The organism is Flavobacteriales bacterium (genome assembly GCA_016704485.1).
Taxonomy (GTDB): domain Bacteria; phylum Bacteroidota; class Bacteroidia; order Flavobacteriales_F; family PHOS-HE28; genus PHOS-HE28.
Map to the genome: position 1 here is coordinate 716022 of JADJAA010000002.1, position 24656 is coordinate 740677.

General features: G+C 49.2%; 21 protein-coding genes. 13 read left to right on the top strand and 8 right to left on the bottom strand.

Annotated features, from left to right (window positions below; all coding sequences use genetic code 11):
* Positions 1-105 precede the first annotated feature (105 nt).
* Positions 106-1089 carry a sterol desaturase family protein gene (locus tag IPF95_14140; GenBank protein ID MBK6475825.1) on the top strand — a complete coding sequence of 328 codons (984 nt, stop codon included), beginning with the start codon at positions 106-108 and terminating at the stop codon, positions 1087-1089.
* A 71-nt stretch (positions 1090-1160) separates the two neighbouring features.
* Here IPF95_14140 and IPF95_14145 read toward each other — a convergent pair whose 3' ends face one another.
* Positions 1161-2933, bottom strand: a complete 1773-nt coding sequence (locus IPF95_14145) for a DEAD/DEAH box helicase (GenBank protein MBK6475826.1) — start codon at positions 2931-2933, stop codon at positions 1161-1163.
* 388 nt (positions 2934-3321) lie between these two features.
* Here IPF95_14145 and IPF95_14150 point away from each other — a divergent pair, with 388 nt between their 5' ends.
* On the top strand, positions 3322-4077 hold the full coding sequence (locus IPF95_14150) for a DUF547 domain-containing protein (protein ID MBK6475827.1): 756 nt from the start codon (positions 3322-3324) through the stop codon (positions 4075-4077).
* 15 nt (positions 4078-4092) lie between these two features.
* Here IPF95_14150 and IPF95_14155 read toward each other — a convergent pair whose 3' ends face one another.
* Positions 4093-5343: a PKD domain-containing protein gene (locus IPF95_14155; GenBank protein ID MBK6475828.1), complete on the bottom strand. Its 1251-nt coding sequence runs from the start codon at positions 5341-5343 to the stop codon at positions 4093-4095.
* 300 nt (positions 5344-5643) lie between these two features.
* Here IPF95_14155 and ffh point away from each other — a divergent pair, with 300 nt between their 5' ends.
* The 8 genes from ffh to IPF95_14195 all read left to right on the top strand — a co-directional run bounded on the left by ffh (position 5644) and on the right by IPF95_14195 (position 11371).
* Positions 5644-6984, top strand: a complete 1341-nt coding sequence (ffh, locus tag IPF95_14160) for a signal recognition particle protein (GenBank protein ID MBK6475829.1) — start codon at positions 5644-5646, stop codon at positions 6982-6984.
* Between the two features lie 42 nt (positions 6985-7026).
* Positions 7027-7575 carry a hypothetical protein gene (locus IPF95_14165; GenBank protein ID MBK6475830.1) on the top strand — a complete coding sequence of 183 codons (549 nt, stop codon included), beginning with the start codon at positions 7027-7029 and terminating at the stop codon, positions 7573-7575.
* Between the two features lie 55 nt (positions 7576-7630).
* Positions 7631-7888, top strand: a complete 258-nt coding sequence (locus IPF95_14170; protein ID MBK6475831.1) for a hypothetical protein — start codon at positions 7631-7633, stop codon at positions 7886-7888.
* Positions 7889-7890: 2 nt separating this feature from the next.
* Positions 7891-8313 carry a PIN domain-containing protein gene (locus IPF95_14175; GenBank protein MBK6475832.1) on the top strand — a complete coding sequence of 141 codons (423 nt, stop codon included), beginning with the start codon at positions 7891-7893 and terminating at the stop codon, positions 8311-8313.
* Positions 8314-8343: 30 nt separating this feature from the next.
* The gene (locus IPF95_14180) at positions 8344-8889 is read left to right on the top strand and encodes a putative metal-dependent hydrolase (GenBank protein ID MBK6475833.1); all 546 of its coding nucleotides are present in this window, start codon (positions 8344-8346) and stop codon (positions 8887-8889) included.
* A 72-nt stretch (positions 8890-8961) separates the two neighbouring features.
* The gene (locus IPF95_14185; GenBank protein MBK6475834.1) at positions 8962-9855 is read left to right on the top strand and encodes a bifunctional 5,10-methylene-tetrahydrofolate dehydrogenase/5,10-methylene-tetrahydrofolate cyclohydrolase; all 894 of its coding nucleotides are present in this window, start codon (positions 8962-8964) and stop codon (positions 9853-9855) included.
* 70 nt (positions 9856-9925) lie between these two features.
* On the top strand, positions 9926-10582 hold the full coding sequence (locus IPF95_14190) for an energy transducer TonB (protein MBK6475835.1): 657 nt from the start codon (positions 9926-9928) through the stop codon (positions 10580-10582).
* Positions 10583-10738: 156 nt separating this feature from the next.
* Positions 10739-11371 (top strand): carbonic anhydrase, encoded by a 633-nt coding sequence (locus IPF95_14195; GenBank protein MBK6475836.1) that lies wholly within the window; start codon positions 10739-10741, stop codon positions 11369-11371.
* An 84-nt stretch (positions 11372-11455) separates the two neighbouring features.
* Here IPF95_14195 and IPF95_14200 read toward each other — a convergent pair whose 3' ends face one another.
* From IPF95_14200 to IPF95_14210, 3 genes are all read right to left on the bottom strand, one after another.
* The gene (locus tag IPF95_14200; GenBank protein ID MBK6475837.1) at positions 11456-12178 is read right to left on the bottom strand and encodes a hypothetical protein; all 723 of its coding nucleotides are present in this window, start codon (positions 12176-12178) and stop codon (positions 11456-11458) included.
* An 8-nt stretch (positions 12179-12186) separates the two neighbouring features.
* Complete coding sequence (locus IPF95_14205) at positions 12187-12609, bottom strand: phosphoheptose isomerase (protein MBK6475838.1); 423 nt, start codon at positions 12607-12609, stop codon at positions 12187-12189.
* Positions 12610-12722: 113 nt separating this feature from the next.
* Complete coding sequence (locus IPF95_14210; protein ID MBK6475839.1) at positions 12723-16235, bottom strand: hypothetical protein; 3513 nt, start codon at positions 16233-16235, stop codon at positions 12723-12725.
* 120 nt (positions 16236-16355) lie between these two features.
* Here IPF95_14210 and IPF95_14215 point away from each other — a divergent pair, with 120 nt between their 5' ends.
* The 3 genes from IPF95_14215 to IPF95_14225 are packed head-to-tail and all read left to right on the top strand — an operon-like array spanning position 16356 to position 22546.
* The gene (locus tag IPF95_14215) at positions 16356-17168 is read left to right on the top strand and encodes an enoyl-ACP reductase (protein MBK6475840.1); all 813 of its coding nucleotides are present in this window, start codon (positions 16356-16358) and stop codon (positions 17166-17168) included.
* A 57-nt stretch (positions 17169-17225) separates the two neighbouring features.
* A complete protein-coding gene (locus IPF95_14220; protein ID MBK6475841.1) occupies positions 17226-19391 on the top strand; it encodes a tetratricopeptide repeat protein in 2166 nt (721 codons plus the stop codon).
* 44 nt (positions 19392-19435) lie between these two features.
* A complete protein-coding gene (locus tag IPF95_14225; protein MBK6475842.1) occupies positions 19436-22546 on the top strand; it encodes a hypothetical protein in 3111 nt (1036 codons plus the stop codon).
* A gap of 16 nt (positions 22547-22562) precedes the next feature.
* Here the strand turns inward: IPF95_14225 and IPF95_14230 are convergent, their stop codons facing one another.
* The 3 genes from IPF95_14230 to lepB are packed head-to-tail and all read right to left on the bottom strand — an operon-like array spanning position 22563 to position 24609.
* Positions 22563-23192: a CoA pyrophosphatase gene (locus tag IPF95_14230; protein ID MBK6475843.1), complete on the bottom strand. Its 630-nt coding sequence runs from the start codon at positions 23190-23192 to the stop codon at positions 22563-22565.
* A gap of 2 nt (positions 23193-23194) precedes the next feature.
* Positions 23195-23692 carry a hypothetical protein gene (locus IPF95_14235; protein ID MBK6475844.1) on the bottom strand — a complete coding sequence of 166 codons (498 nt, stop codon included), beginning with the start codon at positions 23690-23692 and terminating at the stop codon, positions 23195-23197.
* Between the two features lie 35 nt (positions 23693-23727).
* Positions 23728-24609, bottom strand: a complete 882-nt coding sequence (gene lepB / locus IPF95_14240; protein MBK6475845.1) for a signal peptidase I — start codon at positions 24607-24609, stop codon at positions 23728-23730.
* Positions 24610-24656 lie beyond the last annotated feature (47 nt).

Consider the following 24656-nt stretch of genomic DNA (forward strand, 5'->3'; position numbering starts at 1 on the left):
CGGCGTAGTGTTGAATGACATATGCTTCTTTTTTATATGACATTTGTTATTCTCCGAAGAAGATACATTTGCCAACCGGAACCTTCCGGATCCCAAAAGATAGACATGACATTCAATCCAATAAAAGCGTGGATAGATATGAAGGCGCAGTTACCTGTGCTGGAGATCGAGCATTACGGTGCGTATTACGTGTATCCGATCTTCATTGCGTTGATATTGATCGAGTATTTCCGGGCAAAGGACCTGTTCGATCTGCGCGAGAGTTGGGCTGGATTCGTCATGGGCGTAATTGCGACGGCCATTCGATTGATCACCAACGTATTCGAGATCACGATCTACATGTTCCTGTTCTGGTGGGCTGCACCGCTGCGCGAAGAGTATTTGGGCTACACCACACTAGGTTTCGGGGCGTTGGCTTGGATCGCGTGCATGATCGCCGATGATCATAATTTTTACTGGCACCACCGCTTAGCACACAACATACGCGTGCTTTGGGCCGCCCATTTACCACATCATAGTGGGCGCAAGTTCAACCTTACGATCAGCATCCGGAACGGGTGGTTCATCACCTTCGTAAAGCCGATCTATTGGATGTGGATGCCACTTCTTGGGTTCGAACCGATCATGATCGCTACGGCATTGATCATCAATTCATTCTATCAATTCTTCTTACACAGTCAATTGGTTCCGAGCTTGGGTTGGTACGAGAAGATCTTCAATACACCATACGTACATGTGGTACATCACAGCAGCAACACCGAGTATTTGGACCGTAACCACGGTGGTATGTTGGTGATCTGGGATAAGCTATACGGCACTTGGCAAGAACCGATCAAAGGCGTAAAAGCCAATTTCGGGATCAGCCATGATCCGGATACATACAGTGCTCTCACGCACAACTTGTTCGAGTTCAAAGAGATCTGGCGTGATGTGAAACAAGCCCCGACCTTCAAAGCGAAGTTCATGTACATTTTCGGTCCACCGGGATGGCGGCACGATGGCACTGGTAAGACCAGTAAGCAGTTGCAAGCCGAATTGAAGGCTGAGCGTGCTGCTGCTGCAGAACAAGCACCAGTTGCTGCGGCCTGACCGAACAGCGCCCAGCCAACAAGAAAGCCCGGATCTACCCGGGCTTTCTTGTGTACAGGTAGTTAACCGTTCTACTTCTTCTTGAACCACCCGCGCAATCCACCTTTCGTATCGTCCTTCTTTCTCTTGGGTTTGGTAATGTCCTCACCGAAAAGATCCTTGCTCAGTTGCGCATAATCCGGCTTGCTTAGGATTGAGGCTGCTGGTGGATTCTGTTCTTTCACCGGATTACTACTGTTGTCGTTGCCGCGTTCTGGACGTGGCCCGCGGTTGCATTCTTGGCGTGGCCCACGATCATTTCGAGAGCGTTCCGGGCGGTCTCCCTCCCTGCGTGGTGTGCGCTCAAGACGTGGCGTGCGGTCGCCTTCGTTACGAGGTATACGTTCTGAATGGGGACCGAGATCCGGCCTAGGTCCGCGTTCCGGGCGTGGGCCACGTTCGCGTTGTGGGTCCCGGTCACCGGCTGGACGTTCCGCACGTGGGCGCTCTGAAGCATGCTCGCCTTGGGGCCTACTCTGTGGGTCGCGCTCTGGTCGTTGTCCGCGTGGATTGCGTGCTGGTCTGCTTTCGCCGGACGCAGGTCGTTCGGACCGAGTGTTACGATCGTTTCGTTGCCCTTGTGGCTTAGGCCCTCCGGATCTGCCCGGTCCACGAGGTTGGCGCGGTTCGCGAACTTCTTTCTCCGCCTTCTTCGGTCCGCCGATCATCGGAAATGGATGCTCCTTGGCTTCAGGAATATCCCGTTTGATCAATCGCGTAATATCCCGCAGATATGCTTTCTCTTCGTGATCGCAGAATGACAGCGCTTTGCCCGATGCACCGGCACGTCCGGTACGTCCAATACGGTGCACGTAAGTCTCTGGAATGTTCGGAATGTCAAAATTTATCACATGGCTCAACCCATCGATATCGATGCCGCGTGCAGCAATATCCGTAGCGACCAACGCCCGGATCTTTCCGTCCTTGAAGTTCTTGAGTGCGTTCTGACGTGCGGTCTGGCTCTTGTTTCCGTGGATCGCCTCAGCACCATGGCCTGCTTGAACAAGGATCTTCGCCACCTTGTTCGCGCCATGTTTGGTACGTGTAAAGATCAATGCTTCTTTGATCGTATCATCCTCCAATAAGTGCACAAGTAATTTGTTCTTGTCAGTTCTGTCCACATAGAAAAGTGATTGATCAATGGTCTCCGCCGTGCTACTCACAGGAGCAACTTCAACTTTGATCGGGTCGGTAAGAATACTGCTTGCAAGCTTCGCGATCTCATTCGGCATTGTGGCACTGAAGAACAATGTCTGGCGCTTCTTCGGCAACTTGGCGATCACCTTTTTTACGTCATGGATGAACCCCATGTCCAACATGCGATCGGCCTCATCCAGTACAAAGATCTCCAGTTTATCCAGGTGGATGAATCCTTGCTGCATCAGGTCGAGCAATCGTCCGGGAGTGGCAACCACTGTATCAACACCGCGATGAAGCGCGTCGGTCTGCGGCTTTTGACCCACACCACCAAAGATCACGGTATGTTTAAGTGCAAGGTGTCTACCGTATGCCGCGAAGCTTTCACCGATCTGGATCGCCAATTCGCGCGTAGGGGTCAGGATCAATGTGCGGATAGGGCGCCTATTGGCCGGAATGCCTTTCTCATGCAGTTCTTGCAGGATCGGTATAGCAAAGGCAGCCGTTTTTCCGGTACCTGTTTGGGCACATCCCAAGAGATCCCGACCTTTCGTTAGGTGCGGAATGGCTTGTTCCTGGATAGGAGTGGGGTGTGTGTAGCCTTCTTCCTGAAGTGCTTTAAGAATGGGCTCAATAAGCCCAAGGTCGTTGAACGTAGTACGTTCCATATGTATGTGCGCAGAATGAATCCCTGCGCGGGAATGGTTTGGTGTTTTCAGGTCATTGTCCCTGATCAACACCGTTGTAAGTGTGTTTGAAAAAGCCCCTTTTCTACTTGTCCGGCGTGCAATGATCCGCTGGGGATGGCGCCTTGGACAGATCTTGTGTTGGTGTGTGCCAACGTGGAAAGCAGGGCGCTTGGGGTATGTCTTAACTATTCTAAGACGCCGCAAAGGTAGATAAATCCGGGATCATCGTGGGAACTTTGTCGTAGCGTGAAAATCTCCAGCGTTTGTCAGGTAAAGGAGATGGAACGACTTTGGAGCTATCTGTACATTGATCCTGCATAGTAGAACAATGAATAACCTACTCACTGCTTTCCTTACCACGGCAATGATGGGGTGCCAGCAACCATCGCCACCATCAGCATCAAATACCTTGGATAAAGGCAGCACAATGGAAGCTGCATCACTTGCTCCGGTTAATATGCATGATGCATGGAATGAATTGGTAAAAGCCCATGTCAAAGGCTCATTGGTCGATTACAAAGGCATGGTAAAGGATAAGCTCAAGCTCGAAGCATATTGTGTTTCACTTACCAATAATGTACCGACGGATGCATGGACCAAACAACAGAAGCTGGCGTATTATATCAACCTGTACAATGCGCAAACAGTGAAATTGATCGTCGATAACTACCCGGTCGCCAGCATCCGCGACCTTGATCCGAAACTGAGTATTCCGGGATTTAATTCAGTTTGGCACGCGACCAAGTTCATGGTAGGCAAGAAAGAGTTAAGCCTAAATGATGTCGAACACGAGATCTTGCGCAATATGGGTGAACCACGGATCCACTTTGCCATCAATTGTGCTAGCGGTTCATGCCCGCCGTTACGCAACGAAGCCTATACAGCGGAGAAGCTTGAACAACAACTCACAGATCAAACCAAGCAATTCATCAATAGCGCTCAATACAACAAGATCACAGGGTCTTCGGTTGAACTGAGTGCCATTTTCGATTGGTTCGTTGGCGACTTCACGAAAGAAGGGTCACTTTTCCAATACCTGAACAAGTACAGCACTGTCAAGATCAATGAGAATGCCAAAGTGAAGTATCTGGACTACGATTGGAGTCTCAATGATGTCCTTTGATCTTCGCTGGTGCAGCTAGTTGATATTAGCAACTTTTCCAGCTGCCTGAGTCCCATTCAAGTCGATAAATTTCCACAGATAAGTTCCGGAATCCGTCAGTGGAATATTGAGCATTCCACTGACCTTCAATTTGAACGAATTCATTAGTTTTCCGGAGGAGTCAAATAGCTGGAAAGTGCCCGTACTACCATTGTTCTTCACGATTATTCCTGACCCATTTGGTGTTATTGTCAGCTGCTCTTCTCGAAACTCGTTTATACCGGAAACGACAACGGTCACTTGCAGGGTATCGGTATCGGTTCGATCACAAGCATCTGTAACAGTGTAGATCACCGTATAGGAACCCGGCTGCGCATAGGTGTGCGTGAAGGCATCTTCGGTTGAAGTGGATCCGTCACCCAGGTCCCAAAGGTGACTTGTTGCATTCGTTGAAGTCTGTGAAAATTGTGCATCCAAACCGTTATTATCATCGACGAAGACCGAGGCGACCGGATCACTTGCGCCAATATTCCATGTAGCGGCACTATCAAGCACCAACGCACTTGCGATCTGCTGGAGCGTACTGGCGGTATCCGCAGCTACCAACGAAATGTAGGAAGCTCCAACGGAGGATGTTCCGAACATAGTGCTATAAATAGTACATGCAGCGAGGTAAGACCCCTCGACGCTCGGGTGACTGCCATCGGCGTTATATAAATTGATCATCGTATACTGCTCCCTCACTTGTGCCCATGCCGCCCCAACTGGTGCGCACCATGCCATATTCTCTTCTGCAAAGCTCAAGTAGGAAATGCGCAATTGGCTCTGCATTCCCTCGTAAGTGCATACAGGTGGCCATGAAGCACAATTCGCGTCATCACCATTCTGCCTTCCCCATGTCATATAAAAAACTGGTTCCGCACAAGGTGAATAAAAGCGAATACTATCTACCAAAGCCTGCGCATACGGCCGTGATTCCGTATTAACTTGAGATGGAGGAAAGGAGGGGAGCTGACTTTGCTCTTGGAGCACTACATAATCCCAATTCCCCTGCTGAATAAGCGTCATCGAAGTAAGATCCGTAGAATGACCATTGAAGGTGTAACCACCGGGCGTGTTGCTACTTACTTCGATCGTGTCGCCTAAGGACAACGCTAAGAGGCGCGTAAGGCTCGGAAGGCTGTTAAAGGCGGTATAGCTGTTCCCAAGGAAGAGAACGCGTGTTTGTTGAGCGTGCAATGAGAAGACCATTGCAATACATGCGGTAATGATGATAAGTCGTTTCATTCGTGTTCGATCGGACAACAAACATAACTAGCTCGTCGCGAAGGACATTTGAAAACGACATTACATTAAGCCCATTGGCGTGCGGACACCGCGTTTGCCATTGCATTTGCGAGCTGTGAGATGCCTAGAAGCGCACGAGGCCAGAAAGAGGACGATCGCGAGAACGAAAGCAAGGCGTTTCATAGTGAAATAACGCCCGAAGTCCCGAATAACGTATGGACTCGGTTCAACGGATGAAAATTCCGCCCATTAAGCACTAGTCTCCTATCCATACCTTCGCGATCTACACTAGCTAAGCAGATGTTCGATAACCTCAGTGATAAGCTCGAAAGGGCGTTCAAAGTATTAAAGGGCCAAGGGAAAGTAACGGAGATAAACGTTGCCGAAACCATGAAGGAAGTGCGCCGTGCGCTTCTGGATGCCGACGTGAACTTCAAGACCGCAAAGGACTTTACCGACCGGCTGAAGGAAAAGGCATTTGGGCAGGACGTGTTGAACAGCGTGAGCCCCGGACAACTTTTGATCAAGCTAGCGAATGACGAGCTTGCGGAGCTGATGGGCGGTCGGAACCAAGCCATCGATCTGAGCGGGAACCCTACGGTGATCCTGATGAGCGGCTTGCAAGGTTCCGGTAAGACCACATTCACGGGGAAGCTCGCCAACCACCTAAAGAAAAAGGGACGCAAACCGTTAATGGTAGCCTGCGACGTTTACCGTCCTGCGGCGATAGACCAGTTGGAAACGCTGGGCAAGCAATTGGATATTGAGGTGTTCAGTGATCGCGAGAACAAGAACCCGGTCAGCATTGCTGAGAAGGGAGTTGCCTACGCAAAGACACACGGGCACACGTTGGTGATCATCGATACCGCCGGTCGTTTGGCGATAGATGAGGCCATGATGGACGAGATCACGCGGGTGAAAAAAGCCATAAAGCCGCAAGAGACCTTGTTCGTTGTGGACGCCATGACCGGACAAGATGCGGTGAACACGGCCAAGGCCTTCAATGAGCGTTTGAATATAGATGGCGTGGTGCTGACCAAGTTGGACGGTGATGCACGCGGCGGTGCGGCGTTGAGCATTCGCAGCGCGGTTGATAAGCCGATCAAATTCATCGGTACCGGTGAGAAAATGGAGGCCATCGACGAGTTCCACCCGGACCGTACGGCCGGCAGGATCTTGGGTATGGGCGATGTGGTTTCACTTGTGGAACGTGCGCAGGACCAATTCGATGAAAAGGCAGCCCGTGAGTTGAACAAGAAGATCGCAAAAGATCAGTTCGGCTTCGATGATTTCTTGGACCAGATCGGCCAGATCAAGAAAATGGGGAACATGAAAGACCTCATGGGCATGATCCCGGGTGTGGGCAAAGCAATGAAGAACATGGATATCCCGGATGATGCATTTAAAGGGATCGAGGCGATGATCAATAGCATGACGCCCGCCGAACGCAAAACCCCATCCATCATCAACGGTAGTCGCCGCCAGCGTATAGCCTCTGGTAGCGGAACCAGCGTACCCGAGTTGAACAAGCTCATGAAGCAGTTCGAAGAAACCCGCAAGATGATGAAGATGATGGGCGACAAGAGCAAAATGCAAGCGATGATGCAACGGATGCAACAGGCGCAGGGTATGCGGCGGTAGTGTTGATCAGACGATCAGAAAATAAGACAATTAGAAAATCAGATGATCAGTGTTTCGCTCTTCATCGGTCGTGCCCCAATCTTGATATTACTGCTCTGGGGTGCCATTGTTAGGGTAAAGGCGCAAACATTAGAGGATAAGTTGCTTCACCAGGAAAGACTTGACTCGACCGACTTGCATTATACCACGGCCTTCGATTCACTTCCTGAATGGGTGCTGAAGGTCCACGCCTATGTGGATACGACCGTCGTCCTTTCCGACACCATCATCTATTCGATCATATCACTAGGCGACGCCACGGGTACTGCCACATTGTCCTATTTACTCAGCTACGATCGCCGTGCAAGTCGCATACTTGACCTTGTGCATTTGCATGACACACCAGACATCGACCAAGATTTGAAGCGTTATAGCTGGACGACACATAGCATTTGGAGTACCGGAGAAATCGGGACCATCGATTACGACTGCCGTGTTACGCGCCCGGGAACGCTGAATGAAACAACGAGCATGCGGACTACCGGCCGACGTTACTGGAAGGTTGAACAGGACGGCCGCCTCACAGGTGGTAAATTAGAGGTGGTGAAGTAAGTGGGTGGTTTATTACGTATCAAACAACTATCTTTGTCGTATAAACATCTCACCCATGGATTCCAAGATCACACTCAGCTTCGATCAGCAGGTCATAGAACAGGCTAAGGAGTTCGCGGCTGCCAATAATATCAGCTTATCGCGGCTTACGGAGTTCTTGCTTAGTAAGGTCATTAGTAAGCAGTACCGTTCGCTTGATGAACTTCCCGTTTCCGATTGGGTGAATCTAGTTGCGGAAGGTGAAGCAACGTACGTTCGTAAGAACAGTGCTGAGCAGAACGTCAAGAAGGGATACTTCAAAAGTCGTAAGTGATCATGCGCATCTTTTTGGATGCCAACGTTCTTGTTACCGTTCTGTGTAACGAATATCCACGTTTTACCGAATGTGCACGGGTATTGAGCCTATGCGACGATAAGCGGTTCCACGTTTATACATCACCGCTGTGCATTGCTATTGCGCACTACTATTCAGAGAAGAAGAACGGTGCAAAGCTTGCACGTAAAAAGGCTGAGTTGTTGGTGGAGAAACTGAAGATAACCACCATGAACGAGCTATGCGCCCAGCGTACCATGGCCAACAAACAAGTGTTGGACATCGAAGATGGTTTCGAGTACTATTCGGCGGTTGATGCGAAGTGCAACGCCATAATCACATACAACAAAGGCGATTTTCACTTTAGCGACATAGAAGTTCTGGATGGCATGGAGTTCTTGCTTAAGTATGCGGTGAAAAAATAGTAGTGCGGTTGGACTTAGTTTTGATAGATCATGGCCACGGACACACTCGAACAATTAAAATACCCGATCGGCAAATTCGTTCGCGGCACAAAGGCTGTAACACCGAAGCGTATAGTCGAATGCATCGAAGTGATCAGCGCCTTTCCGCAGGTATTGCGCAAAGAGGTCGATCAATTAGCGGATGCTCAATTGGACACACGCTACCGTCCTGAAGGCTGGACAATTAGGCAATTGGTACATCATATCGCGGATAGCCACGGTCAAAGTTTGCAACGCTTCAAACTTGCGTTAACAGAAGAAAAGCCCGTGATCAAACCATACAAAGAAGCATTGTGGGCGGAGCACACGGATGCACGCTCTATGCCAGTGGAACCTTCGTTACAGATCATTGCCGGTACGCATGCGCGCTGGGTGGTGTTGCTGAAGAGCATGACTCCGACTGAATTTGACAAGGTCTTTGTACACCCTGAACAGAACCGCGAGATCACCTTAAGCGAAGCCTTGGAACTCTATGTATGGCATTCGAACCATCACATGGCGCACATCACCGGATTAAAGAAAAGGACCGGTTGGTAGCTGATCGGCCGTTCAGCTGAATTACCATGCGTCACCTAGCGCTGTGGACTTCATTCTTATCTTCATCCCCAGATGACAGAAGTGGCCAAATACCAGCTATTGGACGGAAATCGCGCGTCCGAAGCCATACGCAACGAGATTACTAAGTATGCTAAAGAAGTAAAGGAAAAACGAGGGAGAGCACCCCATTTGGCTGCAGTGCTTGTGGGCAATGATGGAGCTAGCAAGACATACGTGAATGCAAAAGTGAAAGCCTGCGAGAGTGTTGGTTTCCACAGTACCTTGATCCGTTTACCGGAAAGTACGAACGAGGATGAATTGTTGGCTCGGATAAAGGAGCTCAACAGGGATATGGAGCTCGACGGCTTCATCGTTCAACTACCCTTGCCCTCTCATATCGATCCAGACCATGTGATCATGGCCATCGACCCTCGCAAGGATGTGGATGGATTCCACCCGCAGAACGTTGGGAATATGACGTTGGGATTGCCTGGTTTCCTACCTGCAACACCAAGCGGCATTTTGGAATTGCTGAAACATTATCGTATTGAGACCGCAGGTAAGCATTGTGTGGTAGTTGGTCGTAGCAACATCGTTGGCACACCCATGAGCATCTTAATGAGCCGCAATTCGGATCCTGGGAATTGCACGGTGACCTTAACGCACAGTCGCACTAAAGATCTAGCTGCGATAACACGGGAAGCGGATCTTCTTATCGTTGCGCTCGGACATCCGGAATTCATCACAGTTGATATGGTGAAAGATGGTGTAATGGTGGTCGACGTGGGCATCCACCGGATCGCAGACGGCTCTCGCAAGAACGGTTTCCGATTGGTCGGCGACGTAAAATTCGATGAAGTAGCACCAAAATGTTCATGGATCAGTCCGGTTCCTGGCGGAGTAGGGCCTATGACCATTACCAGTTTATTGTTGAATACACTGAAAGCAGCACAAGGAACGGCGTGATAATTCGCGACGGTAATCAACTATCGTAGTGCACAAAGAAACATTCAATGATCCGTGTAGGTTCGTTAGCATGAAAATTCCAGTTGTTCTATTCTTGCATGCCGCGTTCTCCGTTGCATGTGTTGCCCAGGATACCACGTATTTCAAGGACTTTGGTCGTTCATTCCAAGTGGATGAGCAAAATGCCAAATACATGGAAGTGGTCAGCCTGACGGAAGATTCCGTGACGTCATATATGCTGTCCGAATATCCGAAAGGGAAGCCTATGGATGAAAAGCATTACCGTGGAGAATACCCTGTAGGCGTTTGGCGGAGCTACGACCATAAAGGCAAACTGCTGGCAGAACGGAATTTCGACAAGCTTGTTTATACGAGTTGTGCCAGCAAAATAACCGATGGCAGGTTGGTGCCACCTGACACAACGAAGGTACAAGTTCAACCTGAATTCAAAGGCGGTTTGGACGAACTCTACAAATTTCTCGGTACAACGGTGCGATACCCGCAAGAAGCAAAAGAAGCAGGCATCATGGGTAAAGTGTATGTGGAAGCCATAATTACAGAGGCAGGCAAATGGGAAACGCAATGCATTAAACGTTCTGCTGATCCTTATTTGGATTATGAGGCTTGGCGTGTTCTGGAATTGATGCCGGACTGGACACCTGGGACCCAAGATAGTGAGCCGGTCCGTGTGCGATACATCCTTCCGATGAACTTTACGTTAGGTTAGAAGAGGACAGGGAGGGGACCTAACTACCTTAGAACAAGAGCCCCCACTTTTATGTTCACGGGCAAGTTGATCACGGTAGATCTACCTGCACGTATGGCCGCTGTAGATTTGCTAATGCATTATCTAGGTTGAGTACTAAAAGAAACAGAGCGACACATGGAATTCTACAAGCAAGTATTCGAGAATAACAAAAAGTGGATCAAGGATAAAGAAGCTTCTGACAAGGACTTCTTCAAGCACTTGGCAGAAGGTCAAAATCCAGAGATCCTGTACATCGGTTGCAGCGATAGTAGAGCCACAGCCGAAGAACTTATGGGTGCACGACCAGGTCAGGTATTCGTTCACAGGAACATTGCGAATGTTGTTGGTTCCGCCGATCTGAACTCACTGAGCGTTATTCAATATGCTGTAGCCCATTTGAAAGTGAAGCACATTGTGGTCTGTGGTCATTATTTCTGCGGAGGCGTTAAGGCAGCCATGAAAGCCCAGGATCTCGGCATTCTGAATCCTTGGCTACGCTACATCCGCGATGTGTACAGGATACATCGAAATGAATTGAATTCCATTTCGGATGAAGATGCGCGCTATCGCCGATTGGTGGAATTGAATGTCGAAGAGCAATGCATCAACGTTATCAAGACAGCTGTTGTGCAGAAAGCCTATATCGCTTCCGGTATGCCATCCATACACGGTTGGGTATTCGATATACGTACTGGAGAGTTGATCGATCTTAAGATCGACTTCGAACAGAAAATGAAGCTTATTCGAGAGATCTATGACCTTGGGTAACCCCATTCGGAACGCAGAACGGATCACGCTCAGAATTCAGTTGGATCAATGAGCGCTTGGCGCGAACAGGGGAAAATGATAAGGTCAGAATAACAATCCCGCTTTCAGATTCAGGGGCAAATTAGGCGTGGTGTATCGCCCTCTCTCAGTGGTAGCTAAGGATAGCGTTGGATCCTTTCCATGAACAAGTGAATGCGAAAGATTGGTCCGTTCAAAGTGTTGAACGGTCTTGAACTTCAACCCTACACCAATACCGAAGTCCAAGACCACTTTCCCGAGGTTTGCTTGTAAACCGATCTTCGTGTTGACCGTTACCATTTGCTTTTCAATGCGATAACTATCCGTATACACTTCGTAGTAGGTGGAGTCATCGGAATACAAATAGCCATCCGGATAAGGACTGAATTGATCCGTTCTATGAATTGTGATCTGATGTTGAACAAGATCCAACGAAACGTATGGTCTGATCTTTCTGGACTGAATGAAAAAGTACTTCTGTTCAATTGCGAGTCTTACGCCGCTGTACTTATCGTGACCGGTAATTTTCAAAGGATCTGCCAATAGTGCTACGGAAACTTGTGTGGACCAACGTGAATAGATACGTTCGTAACTCACCTCGAACCCTGGATTGAAAGGGTCGAAAATACGGATAGGCGAGAATTTGATCTGGTTCAGAAAGGTTGGTCCTTCGCGCAGCAAATTAGCATTGGGCATTGGTTCTGGCACCGTATCGAGAACGTACTGCGCCGCTGTTCGCGGTACGGAGATCAGCGCGAATAGAAAGATGAGTATAAACCTCGGGAGCACGTTCATTTTCAGTGTTCCTTGAACACTTCGACCATCTCTTCCTTTTCAACAAGTTCAGTGAATTTCCCATTGTAGCGCGTTGCACGAACAATGTGATTATCTATCCAATGATAGTTGCCCCCTCGCGGCTTACCGAATAGGATACCGTGATACTTGAAACCGTGCTTATCCAACCATGCCGTGGTTACTTCACGATGTTCTTCCAATCGTGACGTGAAGAATGTAATGATATGTCCATCTTCATACCATTTATTGCATGTCTCCAAGGCACCATCGAATAATGCGGCATCCACCATCCGTTCAGGTTCCTCATTCGGAATATCCTCGCTGATGGTACCGTCAATATCGATCAAGAAATTCTTTTTTTCTAACGGTAGCGCAGGGCTTGCCTTTTTTCCGTTGATCAGTACTTCTTTCAGATCTGTGGCCATCGTGGTCTTGAATTCGTGTATTACAAAGGTCGTTCATTACAACGTAATCGGAATACAAAATGGCCGCATCACCTTTCGACAATGCGGCCAATTCAAATGCCTTACCAATTCAATTAGGGCAATTGCTGCGAAATTGTATTAGTAGGCACTATTCCCCCGATATTCTCCAATATCAGGTCACGATCGTTCGGTGCACCGGTGTATTTCACAATACCGTTCATATCCGTATCCTCGAAATAGTATCCGGCTATGGTATTGGTTGGTACTGTACCTCCAATGATACCAAGGATCGGATCGCGGTCATTGCTCGTGCCAGTGTATTTCAGGACACCGTCCTTAACGGAATTACCGCTCCAAAGCATGGATCTACTGTCTTTCGTCATCCGCGCATTCGTACCCCAAGTGCTGGTCGTGGAGGTTCTGAAGTCAACTACCGATGTGGTTGCAGATAAGGCTACCGGGTTCAAGGTCATAACGCCCAAGTGATTTCTGTGTCGTATCGACACTTGGTAATTACCATCGGGAACTTGCAGCTGCACTGCTGAAGTGCCGTTCTTGTTCACTACATCACCATCGCGTTGCAACAAGGCACTTGCTGTGGCGATCACGGCAAAAGGAGCTGTTGTGGATCGTACTTCAACCATTACCCAATCCACGATGGCATTATTACCTGTAACAGCTAATACACCGCTGCTGGTCTGTTCTCCGCCGCCACCGTTCACATGGGTGAAACCAAGACCGGTGTAAGGTTCTGTCAAAGGGATCAATAACGCAGTGCGAAGTTGATCATTCATTAAATGGGTAGCGGTGCTATAGGGACCGGCCAACCAGATCTTAGGGCTAATGGTCACAGTGTTCGGCGTAATGGCACATGACCCGGTTATGGTGGTAAGCACGTTATTGCCTTGTTCGTTCACGATGTCCGTTATGCTGGCGATGCAGATGTTCAGGTCCGTGAGGTTGAGATAAGTGATCCGGCATAACGGTACAAGGTCAGTATTCTTCGCCATTGAGCTATCGATATACGATAAACCGATCACCTTGGTACCACCCAACGAGGATTCCATTGCAATATCACCGATCAGGCTCGGTACAAGATTCTGGACGTTTTGGATCGTGAGGCCGCTCATTTCGAATTCATAGCCCATTACACGGTTTGTTGGGTTACGGATCATGATATCCACCGTTTTAGCAATAGGGTCCACTGCGCCGAGTTGAAGGTCCACATTAACTCCAGTATCTGTCCAGCCACGTGGGAAGGTGCACCACGGGTGGTAATGCAGGACGTGTCCGATCTGGTCGTGCGTATGTTGCTGATTGTAGCAGTTCGCCATTAACGCGGCATCCGTAACGGTGATCACATTGTCTCCGTTCAGATCATTGCAATTCGTTGGTGAAATATCATCCCCCAGAATTGCTTGGACATAAGCTTGCGCATCCGGCTGTGTTTGGTTACCATCTGCATTAAGGTCACCCATTTTAGTAGTGCCTGCGCAAGTACCTGCACAATCGAATCGTGCATCGCCATAGGGCTGTCCAAGACAATCGGTGAAAGGTGGACATGTGCCTGCAACAGTAAAGGAGAGCACATTCTGCGCATCACGTGCAATGTTCAAACAGACCTGTGCGTAGTTATTGGAGTAATCCAATTCGTGTCTTCCCAAAGCATCCGGAGCTTGCTGCCAATTGGTGCGAAGTACCAGTGTATACTGTCCAGCAGGAACGTCCGTAATGTCGATCCAATTGCACGTTGTTCCAGATCCGTATATGTCATAACACCCTTTGCTGATCCCCATGTTACTGCATCCATACTGGCCCGTAAACCCTGGGTTACATCCCACATCTATCACACAGAAACCGTTCTTGAATCCTACTGGGATCGTATTCCCGCTGGGATCGAATAGCAAGTAATCCGCATATCCGGCATAGTGGGCATGCCCATGGCAATTATCGAAGTCGAATATCTCCGGATGAGCCGTAGGGTTACCGATGTAATAATCCTCGTTTCCGATATTATCGATCCTGGTGGTAAATCGCAGAACATTCCTTACGCCAAGCGCCCGGGTACATCCTTCAACTGGGGCACAAGCGTCTGTAATGTTCACAGTACTTAAGCTTAAACTACTGGCCAGAGCACTTTGGTTCATGACCAGATCGGGTCCGGTTACGCAAAGCGGATCTCCCCACGGATAGCAACAATCATTACAAGGAATTGTAGCCAAGGGTTCGTAATTGCATGATTCCGTATCCATACAACCTGTTACTGGTCCATTGTAAATAATGGAAAAAGTAATCTGGTCATTACAGTCACCAGCATTATCGCCGATGCGGAGGTGGTGCACCAGGCCAGCCGGAAAATTGGCTGTCATCACAGCCTGGGTTCCGCAACCTCCTTCATTATCGTCTGCGAATGTTGCACCTTCAACGCCATTGCTCAGCACGATCTGATTGCAGGCCATATCATATGCCCAGAGCCGAGTATCACATGAGTTGGATCCACAGGTCGAAATGGTGTAAGACCCAGGTTCCGGCGGGGTAAAGTCGTACCACGCCTCAATACTCGGAGTGGTCTTGGTGGCCAGCGTAACCGGAAATGTTGTGCCAACTGGCGCAAGTGTCAATGGTAAAGGAGAAGTACACGCAAATCCAGCAGGACAATTGAACGTCGTTTCTTCAAATGAGCCGAATACTCCTCCGGCCAGGATCAGTGTCTGATCGGAATAGAGCCAATAACCTCCATAGCCGTAAGTGCTGTGATAGATGCCATCACCTGCTGTATCGTTAATGCGGAACACCAAGCACGCATCAGACGGAACACAGATCGTAGCACCGATCGAAGTTCCGCTGGCGATCGTTAGGTTTGTTGAACCCTCCTTAAGCGTCCAAGTTGTTTCCTGTGGATAGTTGTCCTTTACGATATCGATCCTGATGCGACTTTGACCGGCTGGGCAGGAGTAATCGCACGAGTTGTTGTTGATGTTCACATTCGCGTTATAGTTGTTTGCAGTTGTTTCGCTACAGCCTACAATTGGAACCAAGCTCCCAACGAACACATCATCGATCGCGATATCGCTGGTTTCACCACTACCAGTAACCGCCCTGAAGACCAAACGCGTATTGACCAAATTCCCATAGCTCGAAAGGTTGATCCAACCTTGTTTCCAATACAAGCCTTGGTTGCCGCTGGTGCTCCAAACATTGGATACAACAGAACCGTTCAGGTTCAGATCCACGAACAGTGCACCCGATTGTGCTCCACGCATATGGTACCAGAACGTTACGTAAGGTGAGGTAACACCAGAAAGTTGATAGCATGGAGATGTCAGTACCGCGGTCTTATTCGGCGTATTTCCACCACCGGTGGACTCCACATACATATAAGTCCCCGAAGTACTATTGGACGTATGATCGCCGATAGGGCCAGTATTCGCCGTGGGGGTACCATTCTTATCTACCCACCAATCGAGATCATCCGCATTGGTGTTGATCCAATTGTTCTCCAAGGTGCCAGGTGTACCTGTTGTAAAGCTGGTGAACGGCTCATTTGCGGGGAAAGTCGTTACGCATTGGGCAAATAGGGTCGTAGCGGCACAACAAGCGCCGAAAAAGGCAGAAATTCTAAGCATCTAAAGCTGGTTTGATGGCTCAAGATACCCGTATATTTCCACATCAACAAACGGGTCATATTACTTGACCATCGAAAAGCCCTTCATACTTCTATCTTCGCCCCTACAGAAACATCTACAATGGCACACGGACTTTTAAAGGGAAAACGCGGCATCATTTCTGGTGCATTGAATGAGCAAAGCATTGCATGGAAAGTTGCCGAATTGGCGCATGCGGAAGGCGCGGAGATAGTCTTAACGAATGCGCCTGTGGCAATGCGCATGGGCGAGATCAACCAGTTGGCTTCAGAGATAAATGCGTCGATCATCCCTGCGGATGCCACCAGTGATGCGGATCTTGAAAAGCTCTTTGCGGATTCACAGGAGAAACTTGGTGGCCCAATGGACTTTGTGCTACATAGCATTGGCATGAGTCCGAATGTCCGAAAAGGCCGCTCGTATGATGACCTGAACTACGATTGGTATAAACAAACCTTGGACGTAAGTGCACTGAGCCTGCATCGCATGTTGCAAGCTGCGAACAAAGGGAATGCACTTGCCGAGGGAGCTTCCGTGGTTGCGCTGACCTATATAGCCGCCCAGCGCGTATTCCCGAATTATGGGGACATGGCCGATGCAAAAGCACTGTTGGAAAGCATAGCGCGCAGTTGGGGATACAGATTAGGGGTTTCAAAGAAGGTCCGCGTGAATACAATTAGTCAAAGCCCCACAATGACCACTGCGGGTTCAGGTATCAAAGGGTTCGATGGGTTCTTTGGCTTTGCTGATGAAATGAGTCCGTTAGGCAATGCACCCGCAGAAGATTGTGCGAACTATTGCATCACACTGTTCAGCGACTTAACGAGGTACGTGACAATGCAGAACCTTTATCATGATGGCGGATTCAGTAGCACAGGGGTTTCCGTTGGTGCAATGGAGAAGTTCATGAAGTAGTATTCGCTCATGCTGCCGAACCAAGGATCTCGACTGGATGGATGGATCCGAAATACAATGACCTATAAGCACCATATCGCGTTGATCGGTGTTCTGTTCATTTTGGACGGAACACTTTGCGCGCAGGGTGGTAAAGCGTTCTTGAAAGAAGGTGATGCGTTCCGGGCTCAGAACGAATTGAGCAAAGCAATAGAACGCTATGATCTTGCGATCGATGTGGACCCCAAGTATATAAAGGCCTATTTGGCAAGAGCCGAAGTCTACCAGCAGATGGGTCGCGTAGTGGAAGGAGCTGCGGACCTTAGGAAAGCCTCGGACCTTGATCCAGGAGAAGCTGACCTGGCTGTTCGGGCGGCGCAGGGGTATATGACGGTGGATAGTCCGGCAGTGGCACTTCGGTTCTTGGACCGCGCACTGAAAGTTGACCCCAAACACATGGAAGCCATGCAAACGAAAATACGCGTTTGCTTGGCGTTGAACGACGTGGATGCTGCTGCGGATGCGGCTGACAAAGCGTTGGGAATGAAAGCCACAACGGACACCTATTACCTGCATGGATTGGCACGCATGGCGGTACATGACTACACTACGGCAGAGACCGACTTTGACAAAGTGATCTCTTGGAACCACCTGTACGAACCTGCCTATGTCGCACTAAGCGAAACGCAACTGAAACTGCACGACCGGTATACGGGTCTTACCATGCAAATGCGTGCGTTGGAAAAGGCGATCGAGAAATGTGGAACCGCATTGGAGTTGAACCCGCGTAGTACCGATGCGTTATTCACACGCAGTAAAGCATTTGCGATGCAAAAGGATTACGCAAGAGCGATCGATGATATTAGCAGATGCATTGCCTTGGAACGAACTGATAAAGCGGTCTATCATCAACGCGCAAGCTACTATCACGGTTTTGGGCAACATCAGAATGCGGTGAATGACCTGAATAAGATACTACTGGAAGATCCGAATGATGTTCCGGAGTTATTGTTGCGGGCAGAATGCAAGGAAGCCAATCTGGATATGAACGGCGCGTTGAAAGACCTTGATGCTGCATCCAAACTGATGGATACAGAAGGATCATGGCCAGCGGAACAGCGCACTGAAATTGAAGAAAGCCGAACGCGGATCGCAGCTGCGATCTTCGAAATGGAACGAGAAAGTGATGCTCCGGACATTACGTTGATTGAACCCTTCCGAAAAGGAGACATTGCACAAGTGAGCGCGGCTTTGAATTTTGTGAAGGTTAGCGGGCACGTGCGCGATAAGAGCCTTCTGAAGAGCATTAAGGTCAATGGAGTAAAAGCGGATTTCACCACAGATGATAAGGATCCGGAGTTCGTGATCAGCGTTCCATTATCCAAGGACGATAGGACCATTACCGTGCAAGCGATAGACGTTTACGACAATTTGAAGGCCGTTGCGATCAATGTGGAACGTTCTGAAGGTATCGCCCCTAGCATCGTGCTCACATCCCCGGCAACCAGTGGTGATCGGACCATAATGCTAGAAGTCGGTAAGAATGATGTGTTCATTGAAGGCGCTGTTACCGATGCCAGCTTGATCCGTTTGGTGGCGGTTAATGGCGTAAATGCCAGTTATGCTCCCGATCAATTGAATCCTGAATTCAGTATTAAAGTTGAATTGGAAAAGAAGGAGCACTTCACGGTAAGGGCCGAAGACCAGTACGGTAATGCAGCGGAAGCGAATTATTCGATCATTCGAAAAGCCGCACCTGTGGTGGTAGCGGCGAAGCCACCAAAGCCTGAACCCACTTCCCCGGTGAGAACGGGTACCACAGGGATTACCTGGGTCATCGCGATCGAGAATACGAATTATAAGGATTTCCCAGCGCTGCAAGGAACCGCATCCGATGTTGCCAAGATGAACAAGGCATTCGCGAACTATTCATCTCAAAGGACCATCACCAAGAAGAACCTGAGTAAGGAACAGCTGGAGCGCTTCTTCAACATTGAATTGCGCGATCTGGTCCGGGTTAACAAGGTGAATACCGTGCTGGTCTGGTATAGCGGTCACGGAAGAACAGTTAGTGGCAAGGCATACTGGGTTCCTGTTGATGCAAAAAGGGATGATATCTATTCCTATTTCAACTACGGATCATTGAAACGATTGATGCAGAATTACAGTGAGACCGTAACGAATACCCTCGTTGTAAGTGATGCAGCTGGATCGGATCCGTCCTTCTACGAATTGACCAGATGAGCAAGTAGTCGGAAGGAAGCGTATTTTGCCAGTCTCTTCACATTATGGTAAAACGATATTCCTTTCTCTTTTCTTTGTTACTACTGGCCATTAGTGGCCAAGCACAGCGTTACTTTTTTGAGAATGTTGGTGTGCAAAATGGTCTGCCGGCATCCAAGGTATACGCGATCGTAGAGGATAAGGCAGGTAAGATCTGGATCGGCGATGAAGCCGGTATCTCAAGATATAATGGAAATTCCGTGACCAGTTTTGGTGCCGTGGATGGTGTTTCACAAAACGGAGTACGCGCCATGTTCATGGACGCAAAGGGCCGTATATGGGCGGGTCATTTAGGTGGTGGCCTAACCGTAGTTCAAGGGAACTCGTTCCATAAAATTGCTTTACCGGATACCGATCTCAAGAGTGATATCACCGGGATCACGGAAGACGCATCAGGCGCGATCTGGGTATGCACGTTCGGCCAAGGCGCGTTCCGTATAACGAACACAACGGACCTGATCGATATGGAGGTCGAAACCTACGGAGCTAATGAGGGTATTCCATCCAAGCTCACTTCCATTCTGCGCCTAAAGAACGGCACGATCTGTTGCACCGATGCTTCCGGTAAGATCAGTAGCTATAACACGGATGCAAAGAAATTCGAAGCATTCCCGATCAAAGGGTTACCTATTGATCAGCGGGTGACCACACTTTTCGAGGACAGCGACGAAGACCTTTGGATAGGAACAAATTTCGGGGGCGTGTTCCAATACGACACGCGGAATAAGACCACTATGTCCTATGATATTGCGAATGGCCTGCCGAGCAATTTCGTTTTCAGCATTGCCGAAGGGGCGAAAGGGAATATGTGGATAGGCACGTGGGATGGCGGTATTGCTAGGATAGAGGAAAGTGGCCTACGCATATTCAACCACACTAATGGCCTACATGGAAACGCGATACGCTGCATGGTGCGTGACCATGAGGGAAATATGCTTATCGGTACCAATGCCAACGGATTGGATATTTTCAAAGGTGAACGGTTCGTCAGTTTCAATGAGGCGGATGGATTGATCGAGCCACAGGTCTACGCGGTCATGGAGGACGATCAGGGCAAGGTGTGGCTAGGAACCAACGGAGGGATCAGCATTCTGGACCCGAACGGACGAAGCACAGCACGTGTAAAGAATTTGACGATGCAACAGGGGGAGCTCACCAGCAATGAGGTGCGTGACCTGGTGCAGGACAGAAAAGGCAATGTTTGGATCGGAACGGAGAATGGAGGTTTATTCGAATTTGACCCGCGTACATATAAGTTCCGCTATGACCTTGAGATCAGCGGAAGTATTCCTGGGAATCAAGTGACAGCACTGGCACTGGGTGAAGGAAATGAGCTTTGGGTGGGCACGGTCAACGGGCTTATACGCTACACACCGGGTTCAATACCCATTACCATCACTACCAACGACGGTCTCGCAGGAGGTCAAGTGACCAGTATCTATCGGGATCCCAAAGGAATAATTTGGGTCGGCAGCATATTGAAGGGCATAACGCGGATAGAAAATGGAACAGCGAAAGCGTTGGAACTGGATCGATCGTTCACAGCTACGTGTTTCATTCAGGATAAAGAAGGTCAATTATGGGTGGGCACAGAAGGGCAGGGTGTTATAGTCCTGAAGGACGGTGTACTCAACGCCGAGTATACAATTGAGCAAGGACTACTTTCAAATTCCATTCGTTCCTTGAACATGGACAATGAAGGACACGTGTGGATCGGCAGCAATCGTGGCCTGAATAAATGGCGTCCGAAAGTTGATGGCTTTATTTCATACACGGAACGTGCGGGTTTCACGGGCATTGAGGCCAAACCCAATTCCACATGCATAGCACGCGATGGGTCGCTATGGTTCGGGACTGCAAATGGAGCAACCAAGGTCTCCTCCTTAAAGGCACAGGACAAATTGCCACCACCTGTTACCACCATTGATGGGTTACAGGTTAATCAGGAAAAGCATGAATTGGAAGAGGATCCACGATTGGATCATATGCAGCGTAGCATTCGTTTTGACTACAGTAGTGTGTCTCTCACGGATCCAGGAGCGGTCATGTATCAATATAAATTGGATGGACTGGAAGACGATTGGCAGCCACCAACTTCAGAAACCTCCATCCATTACCCCGCACTGCCACCGGGTTCGTACACATTCGAAGTAAAGGCAATGAACCGTTCCGGAGTGTGGAGCGATCCACCTGCCCAATATGCATTTACTATTCTACCACCTTGGTACAAGTCCTGGTGGTTCTACTCCGCGCTTTTGTTGGCTTTGGGCATAGGATTGTTCAGCTTCATAAAGGTGCGTGAACGCCAATTGATACTGCGCAATGCCGTACTGGAGCAGCGGGTAACTGAGCGCACCGCTGAGGTGGTAGCGCAGAGCAAAGAGATTGACGGACAAAAAGTGAGGATCGAGGAATTGCTGCTCAATATCCTTCCCAAAGAGATCAGCGAAGAACTGAAGGAAAAGGGTAAAGCTACCGCCCGCCGTCATGATCATGTATCCGTAATGTTCACGGACATGAAAGGGTTTACTGCGGCCGCGGAAAAAATGACTCCGGAGCAGTTGGTCAACGAGTTGGACGAGTGCTTTATCAAGTTCGATGCGATCGTTGGGCGATACGGGATCGAGAAGATCAAGACCATTGGCGATAGTTACATGTGTGCGTGCGGCGTTCCAGTAGCGGATCAGCATCATGCTTGGAAAAGTGCATTGGCCGCAATGGAGATCCGTGCACTAATGGCCAAATGGAGAATCGAGCGCGAAGCAAAAGGCTTGGTTCCTTGGTTGCTCCGGATCGGTATCCACAGTGGCCCGCTGGTTGCTGGCGTTGTTGGCAAGCGAAAGTTCGCTTATGACATTTGGGGTGATACAGTGAACACTGCAAGCCGCATGGAAAGTAGTGGTGAGATCGGTGAGGTGAACATCAGTGAAACCACCTATCACTTGATCAAAGACCGCTTTGAATGTGATCACCGTGGAGCTATTGAAGCGAAGAATAAAGGCAAGATCGACATGTATTTCGTGCGCCGAATAAAACCTGAGTACAGCATCAATAGCGCCGGAAACGTACCTAACGATCGATTCCTTGAGGAGTTGGGACCTCTGGCAACGGCGTGATCAAACCGAAATGGAGTTAGCCCTTCGCGCTTAATAACACCCGCAACTCTGCGATCATCATAGCAGTAGCGCCCCATACGGCATGACCTTGGAGCTCGAAATAAGGTACTTGTATTTTACCACCCATGATCTGGATGAACTGCTCTCTGTGTTTGATGATATCGGGTCGTAGAATATGATCCAACGGACATTCGATCAGCGAGGCGACCTCACGCGGATCCGGTAACAATGGCCCAATTTCATGTGTGAATCCAACAAAAGGTGTTACCATTAACTTGCTTGGTGGTATATACACGGGTGTCAATTGGCCCAGTATTTCTATCACTGCATGTGCTCCCGTTTCTTCACTGAACTCGCGAAGAGCGGTGTCTTGTAATGAGGCATCATATTCCTCTGATTTGCCACCGGGGAAGGAGATCTGTCCGCTATGCACACCTTCATACTCCGGGCGCTCCATCAGCATGATATGCGGAATTTTGAAGCGCGGATAGATCAATGCGAGTACCGCACTTTCACGCGGCGGCGGAACCAATTGGCGGGCCTTCTCTATATCCAACCGCTTGTATCCGGACATTTCCAAGAAAGCATCATGTCCAGGAAGGCCACTATTCAGGCCGGAAAGTAAACGAGCGTAGATCTCGTCCATCACTAAGACCCCAATTCGCTCAATAGGTCAGCGGCCTGCTGTTGATACGTGTGTTTGCGATCCGCTATCTTCTTTGCACCGCTCCTTGCGCGATCCAACTGATCGCTACAGACCCAGCAAACAACGGTAAACCATTCCGCTTCATCTTTGTATTGACCAAGATTACCATTCTCCACGTGGTCCAGCGCAAGTTCAGCATCGTAAGGCTTGTTCAATGCCAAATAGCTACATGCCAGATATAGCTGCGCGGAACGGTCGCTATTCCTTTTCATCACGAACGGCTTTAGTTTCTCAACAGCACCGGCATAGTCCTTGTCATTATATGCGATCATGCCGTCAATGAATAGATCATTCTGTCTATTTCCGATACGGTTCGGATTAAGATCCGGATAAGGCATAAAGGTGCGCTGGCAAAGGTTACCTTCCACAGATGGTGTCGTGCAACTCCCAAGACCCAGGAACAAAATGGTGCACAGTAGAACGGGGATCGATCTCATCATGCAAAAATACCCCACGGAACCGAGTACGTGTTACCTTATTTCGAACCGAAAGCGCCTTTACTCATTAGGACCGGCCCACCGACACCGACTACATGGTCCGTCGGCAAGAATCCCCAGTAGCGGGAATCTGAGCTATTGTGTCTGGCATCACCTAGAACGAAGTAGTAGTCACGTTCCACCACATAGGTCGTCAACGGTTTGCCATCCAGCAGTAGAACATCGCCATCAGCTGATAATTCATGCCCTTCGTACTTGCTGATCAAGCGATCATAGAGCGGCAAGTTGTCGATGGTGATGGTGACCGTATCGCCCTGTCCCGGGATCTTAAGAGGTCCATACTCATCGGAGTTCCAACTGAACCGTGGATTGAACGGAAAAATATGACGTGGTGATCCGGTAGCAGTGCTCATCGATTCCACATTCACCACATCCGGGTGGTCCATGATCTCCATTGCCAGCTGAGGATTCAATGGAAGCTCAATGAATAAATGACCTGCCTGCACAGAGCCCCGCTGAAGGCCTAAGTACTTCAGCAAGGCATCAGGTGAACGCCCTTCTTTCAGGCGCACCAAATAGCTGAATGTACCGGTGGAAGGGAATTGCTCTTCAATTCCGTTAATGGATAAATGGCCTTTACGGATCATTACGATATCCCCGGGAACACCAACGATCCTCTTCACCAATAACGGTCTGTTGCTTTTGAGCAGATCATCACGCAGCGGATCACGAAAAACAACAATGTCGTTCCGATCAATTCCGGTCCACAGCGGCCAACGCCACACCATGAGAAGATCACCGGGTTTCAATGTCGCATACATGCTCGTGCTTTGTACGGTTACCCAGCGGACAACGAAAAAGTGCATAATAACGAGTAGGACCAACGCGTGCACGAGTGCACCCAGCCAAGGGTTGATCATCAACCACCGTTCACGAAGCGTACGCGTTATTGGGGGTTGATCCTTGA

Coding starts and splice junctions, on each gene's coding strand:
- IPF95_14185 (MBK6475834.1), top strand. CDS start 8,962: ATGACAGAAGTGGCCAAATACCAGCTATTGGACGGAAATCGCGCGTCC.
- IPF95_14155 (MBK6475828.1), bottom strand. CDS start 5,343: ATGAAACGACTTATCATCATTACCGCATGTATTGCAATGGTCTTCTCA.
- IPF95_14215 (MBK6475840.1), top strand. CDS start 16,356: ATGGCACACGGACTTTTAAAGGGAAAACGCGGCATCATTTCTGGTGCA.
- IPF95_14210 (MBK6475839.1), bottom strand. CDS start 16,235: ATGCTTAGAATTTCTGCCTTTTTCGGCGCTTGTTGTGCCGCTACGACC.
- IPF95_14175 (MBK6475832.1), top strand. CDS start 7,891: ATGCGCATCTTTTTGGATGCCAACGTTCTTGTTACCGTTCTGTGTAAC.
- IPF95_14195 (MBK6475836.1), top strand. CDS start 10,739: ATGGAATTCTACAAGCAAGTATTCGAGAATAACAAAAAGTGGATCAAG.
- IPF95_14205 (MBK6475838.1), bottom strand. CDS start 12,609: ATGGCCACAGATCTGAAAGAAGTACTGATCAACGGAAAAAAGGCAAGC.
- IPF95_14170 (MBK6475831.1), top strand. CDS start 7,631: ATGGATTCCAAGATCACACTCAGCTTCGATCAGCAGGTCATAGAACAG.
- IPF95_14150 (MBK6475827.1), top strand. CDS start 3,322: ATGGGGTGCCAGCAACCATCGCCACCATCAGCATCAAATACCTTGGAT.
- IPF95_14180 (MBK6475833.1), top strand. CDS start 8,344: ATGGCCACGGACACACTCGAACAATTAAAATACCCGATCGGCAAATTC.
- IPF95_14225 (MBK6475842.1), top strand. CDS start 19,436: ATGGTAAAACGATATTCCTTTCTCTTTTCTTTGTTACTACTGGCCATT.
- IPF95_14190 (MBK6475835.1), top strand. CDS start 9,926: ATGAAAATTCCAGTTGTTCTATTCTTGCATGCCGCGTTCTCCGTTGCA.
- IPF95_14235 (MBK6475844.1), bottom strand. CDS start 23,692: ATGATGAGATCGATCCCCGTTCTACTGTGCACCATTTTGTTCCTGGGT.
- IPF95_14220 (MBK6475841.1), top strand. CDS start 17,226: ATGACCTATAAGCACCATATCGCGTTGATCGGTGTTCTGTTCATTTTG.
- IPF95_14165 (MBK6475830.1), top strand. CDS start 7,027: ATGATCAGTGTTTCGCTCTTCATCGGTCGTGCCCCAATCTTGATATTA.
- IPF95_14140 (MBK6475825.1), top strand. CDS start 106: ATGACATTCAATCCAATAAAAGCGTGGATAGATATGAAGGCGCAGTTA.
- ffh (MBK6475829.1), top strand. CDS start 5,644: ATGTTCGATAACCTCAGTGATAAGCTCGAAAGGGCGTTCAAAGTATTA.
- IPF95_14145 (MBK6475826.1), bottom strand. CDS start 2,933: ATGGAACGTACTACGTTCAACGACCTTGGGCTTATTGAGCCCATTCTT.
- IPF95_14230 (MBK6475843.1), bottom strand. CDS start 23,192: ATGGACGAGATCTACGCTCGTTTACTTTCCGGCCTGAATAGTGGCCTT.
- lepB (MBK6475845.1), bottom strand. CDS start 24,609: ATGATCAACCCTTGGCTGGGTGCACTCGTGCACGCGTTGGTCCTACTC.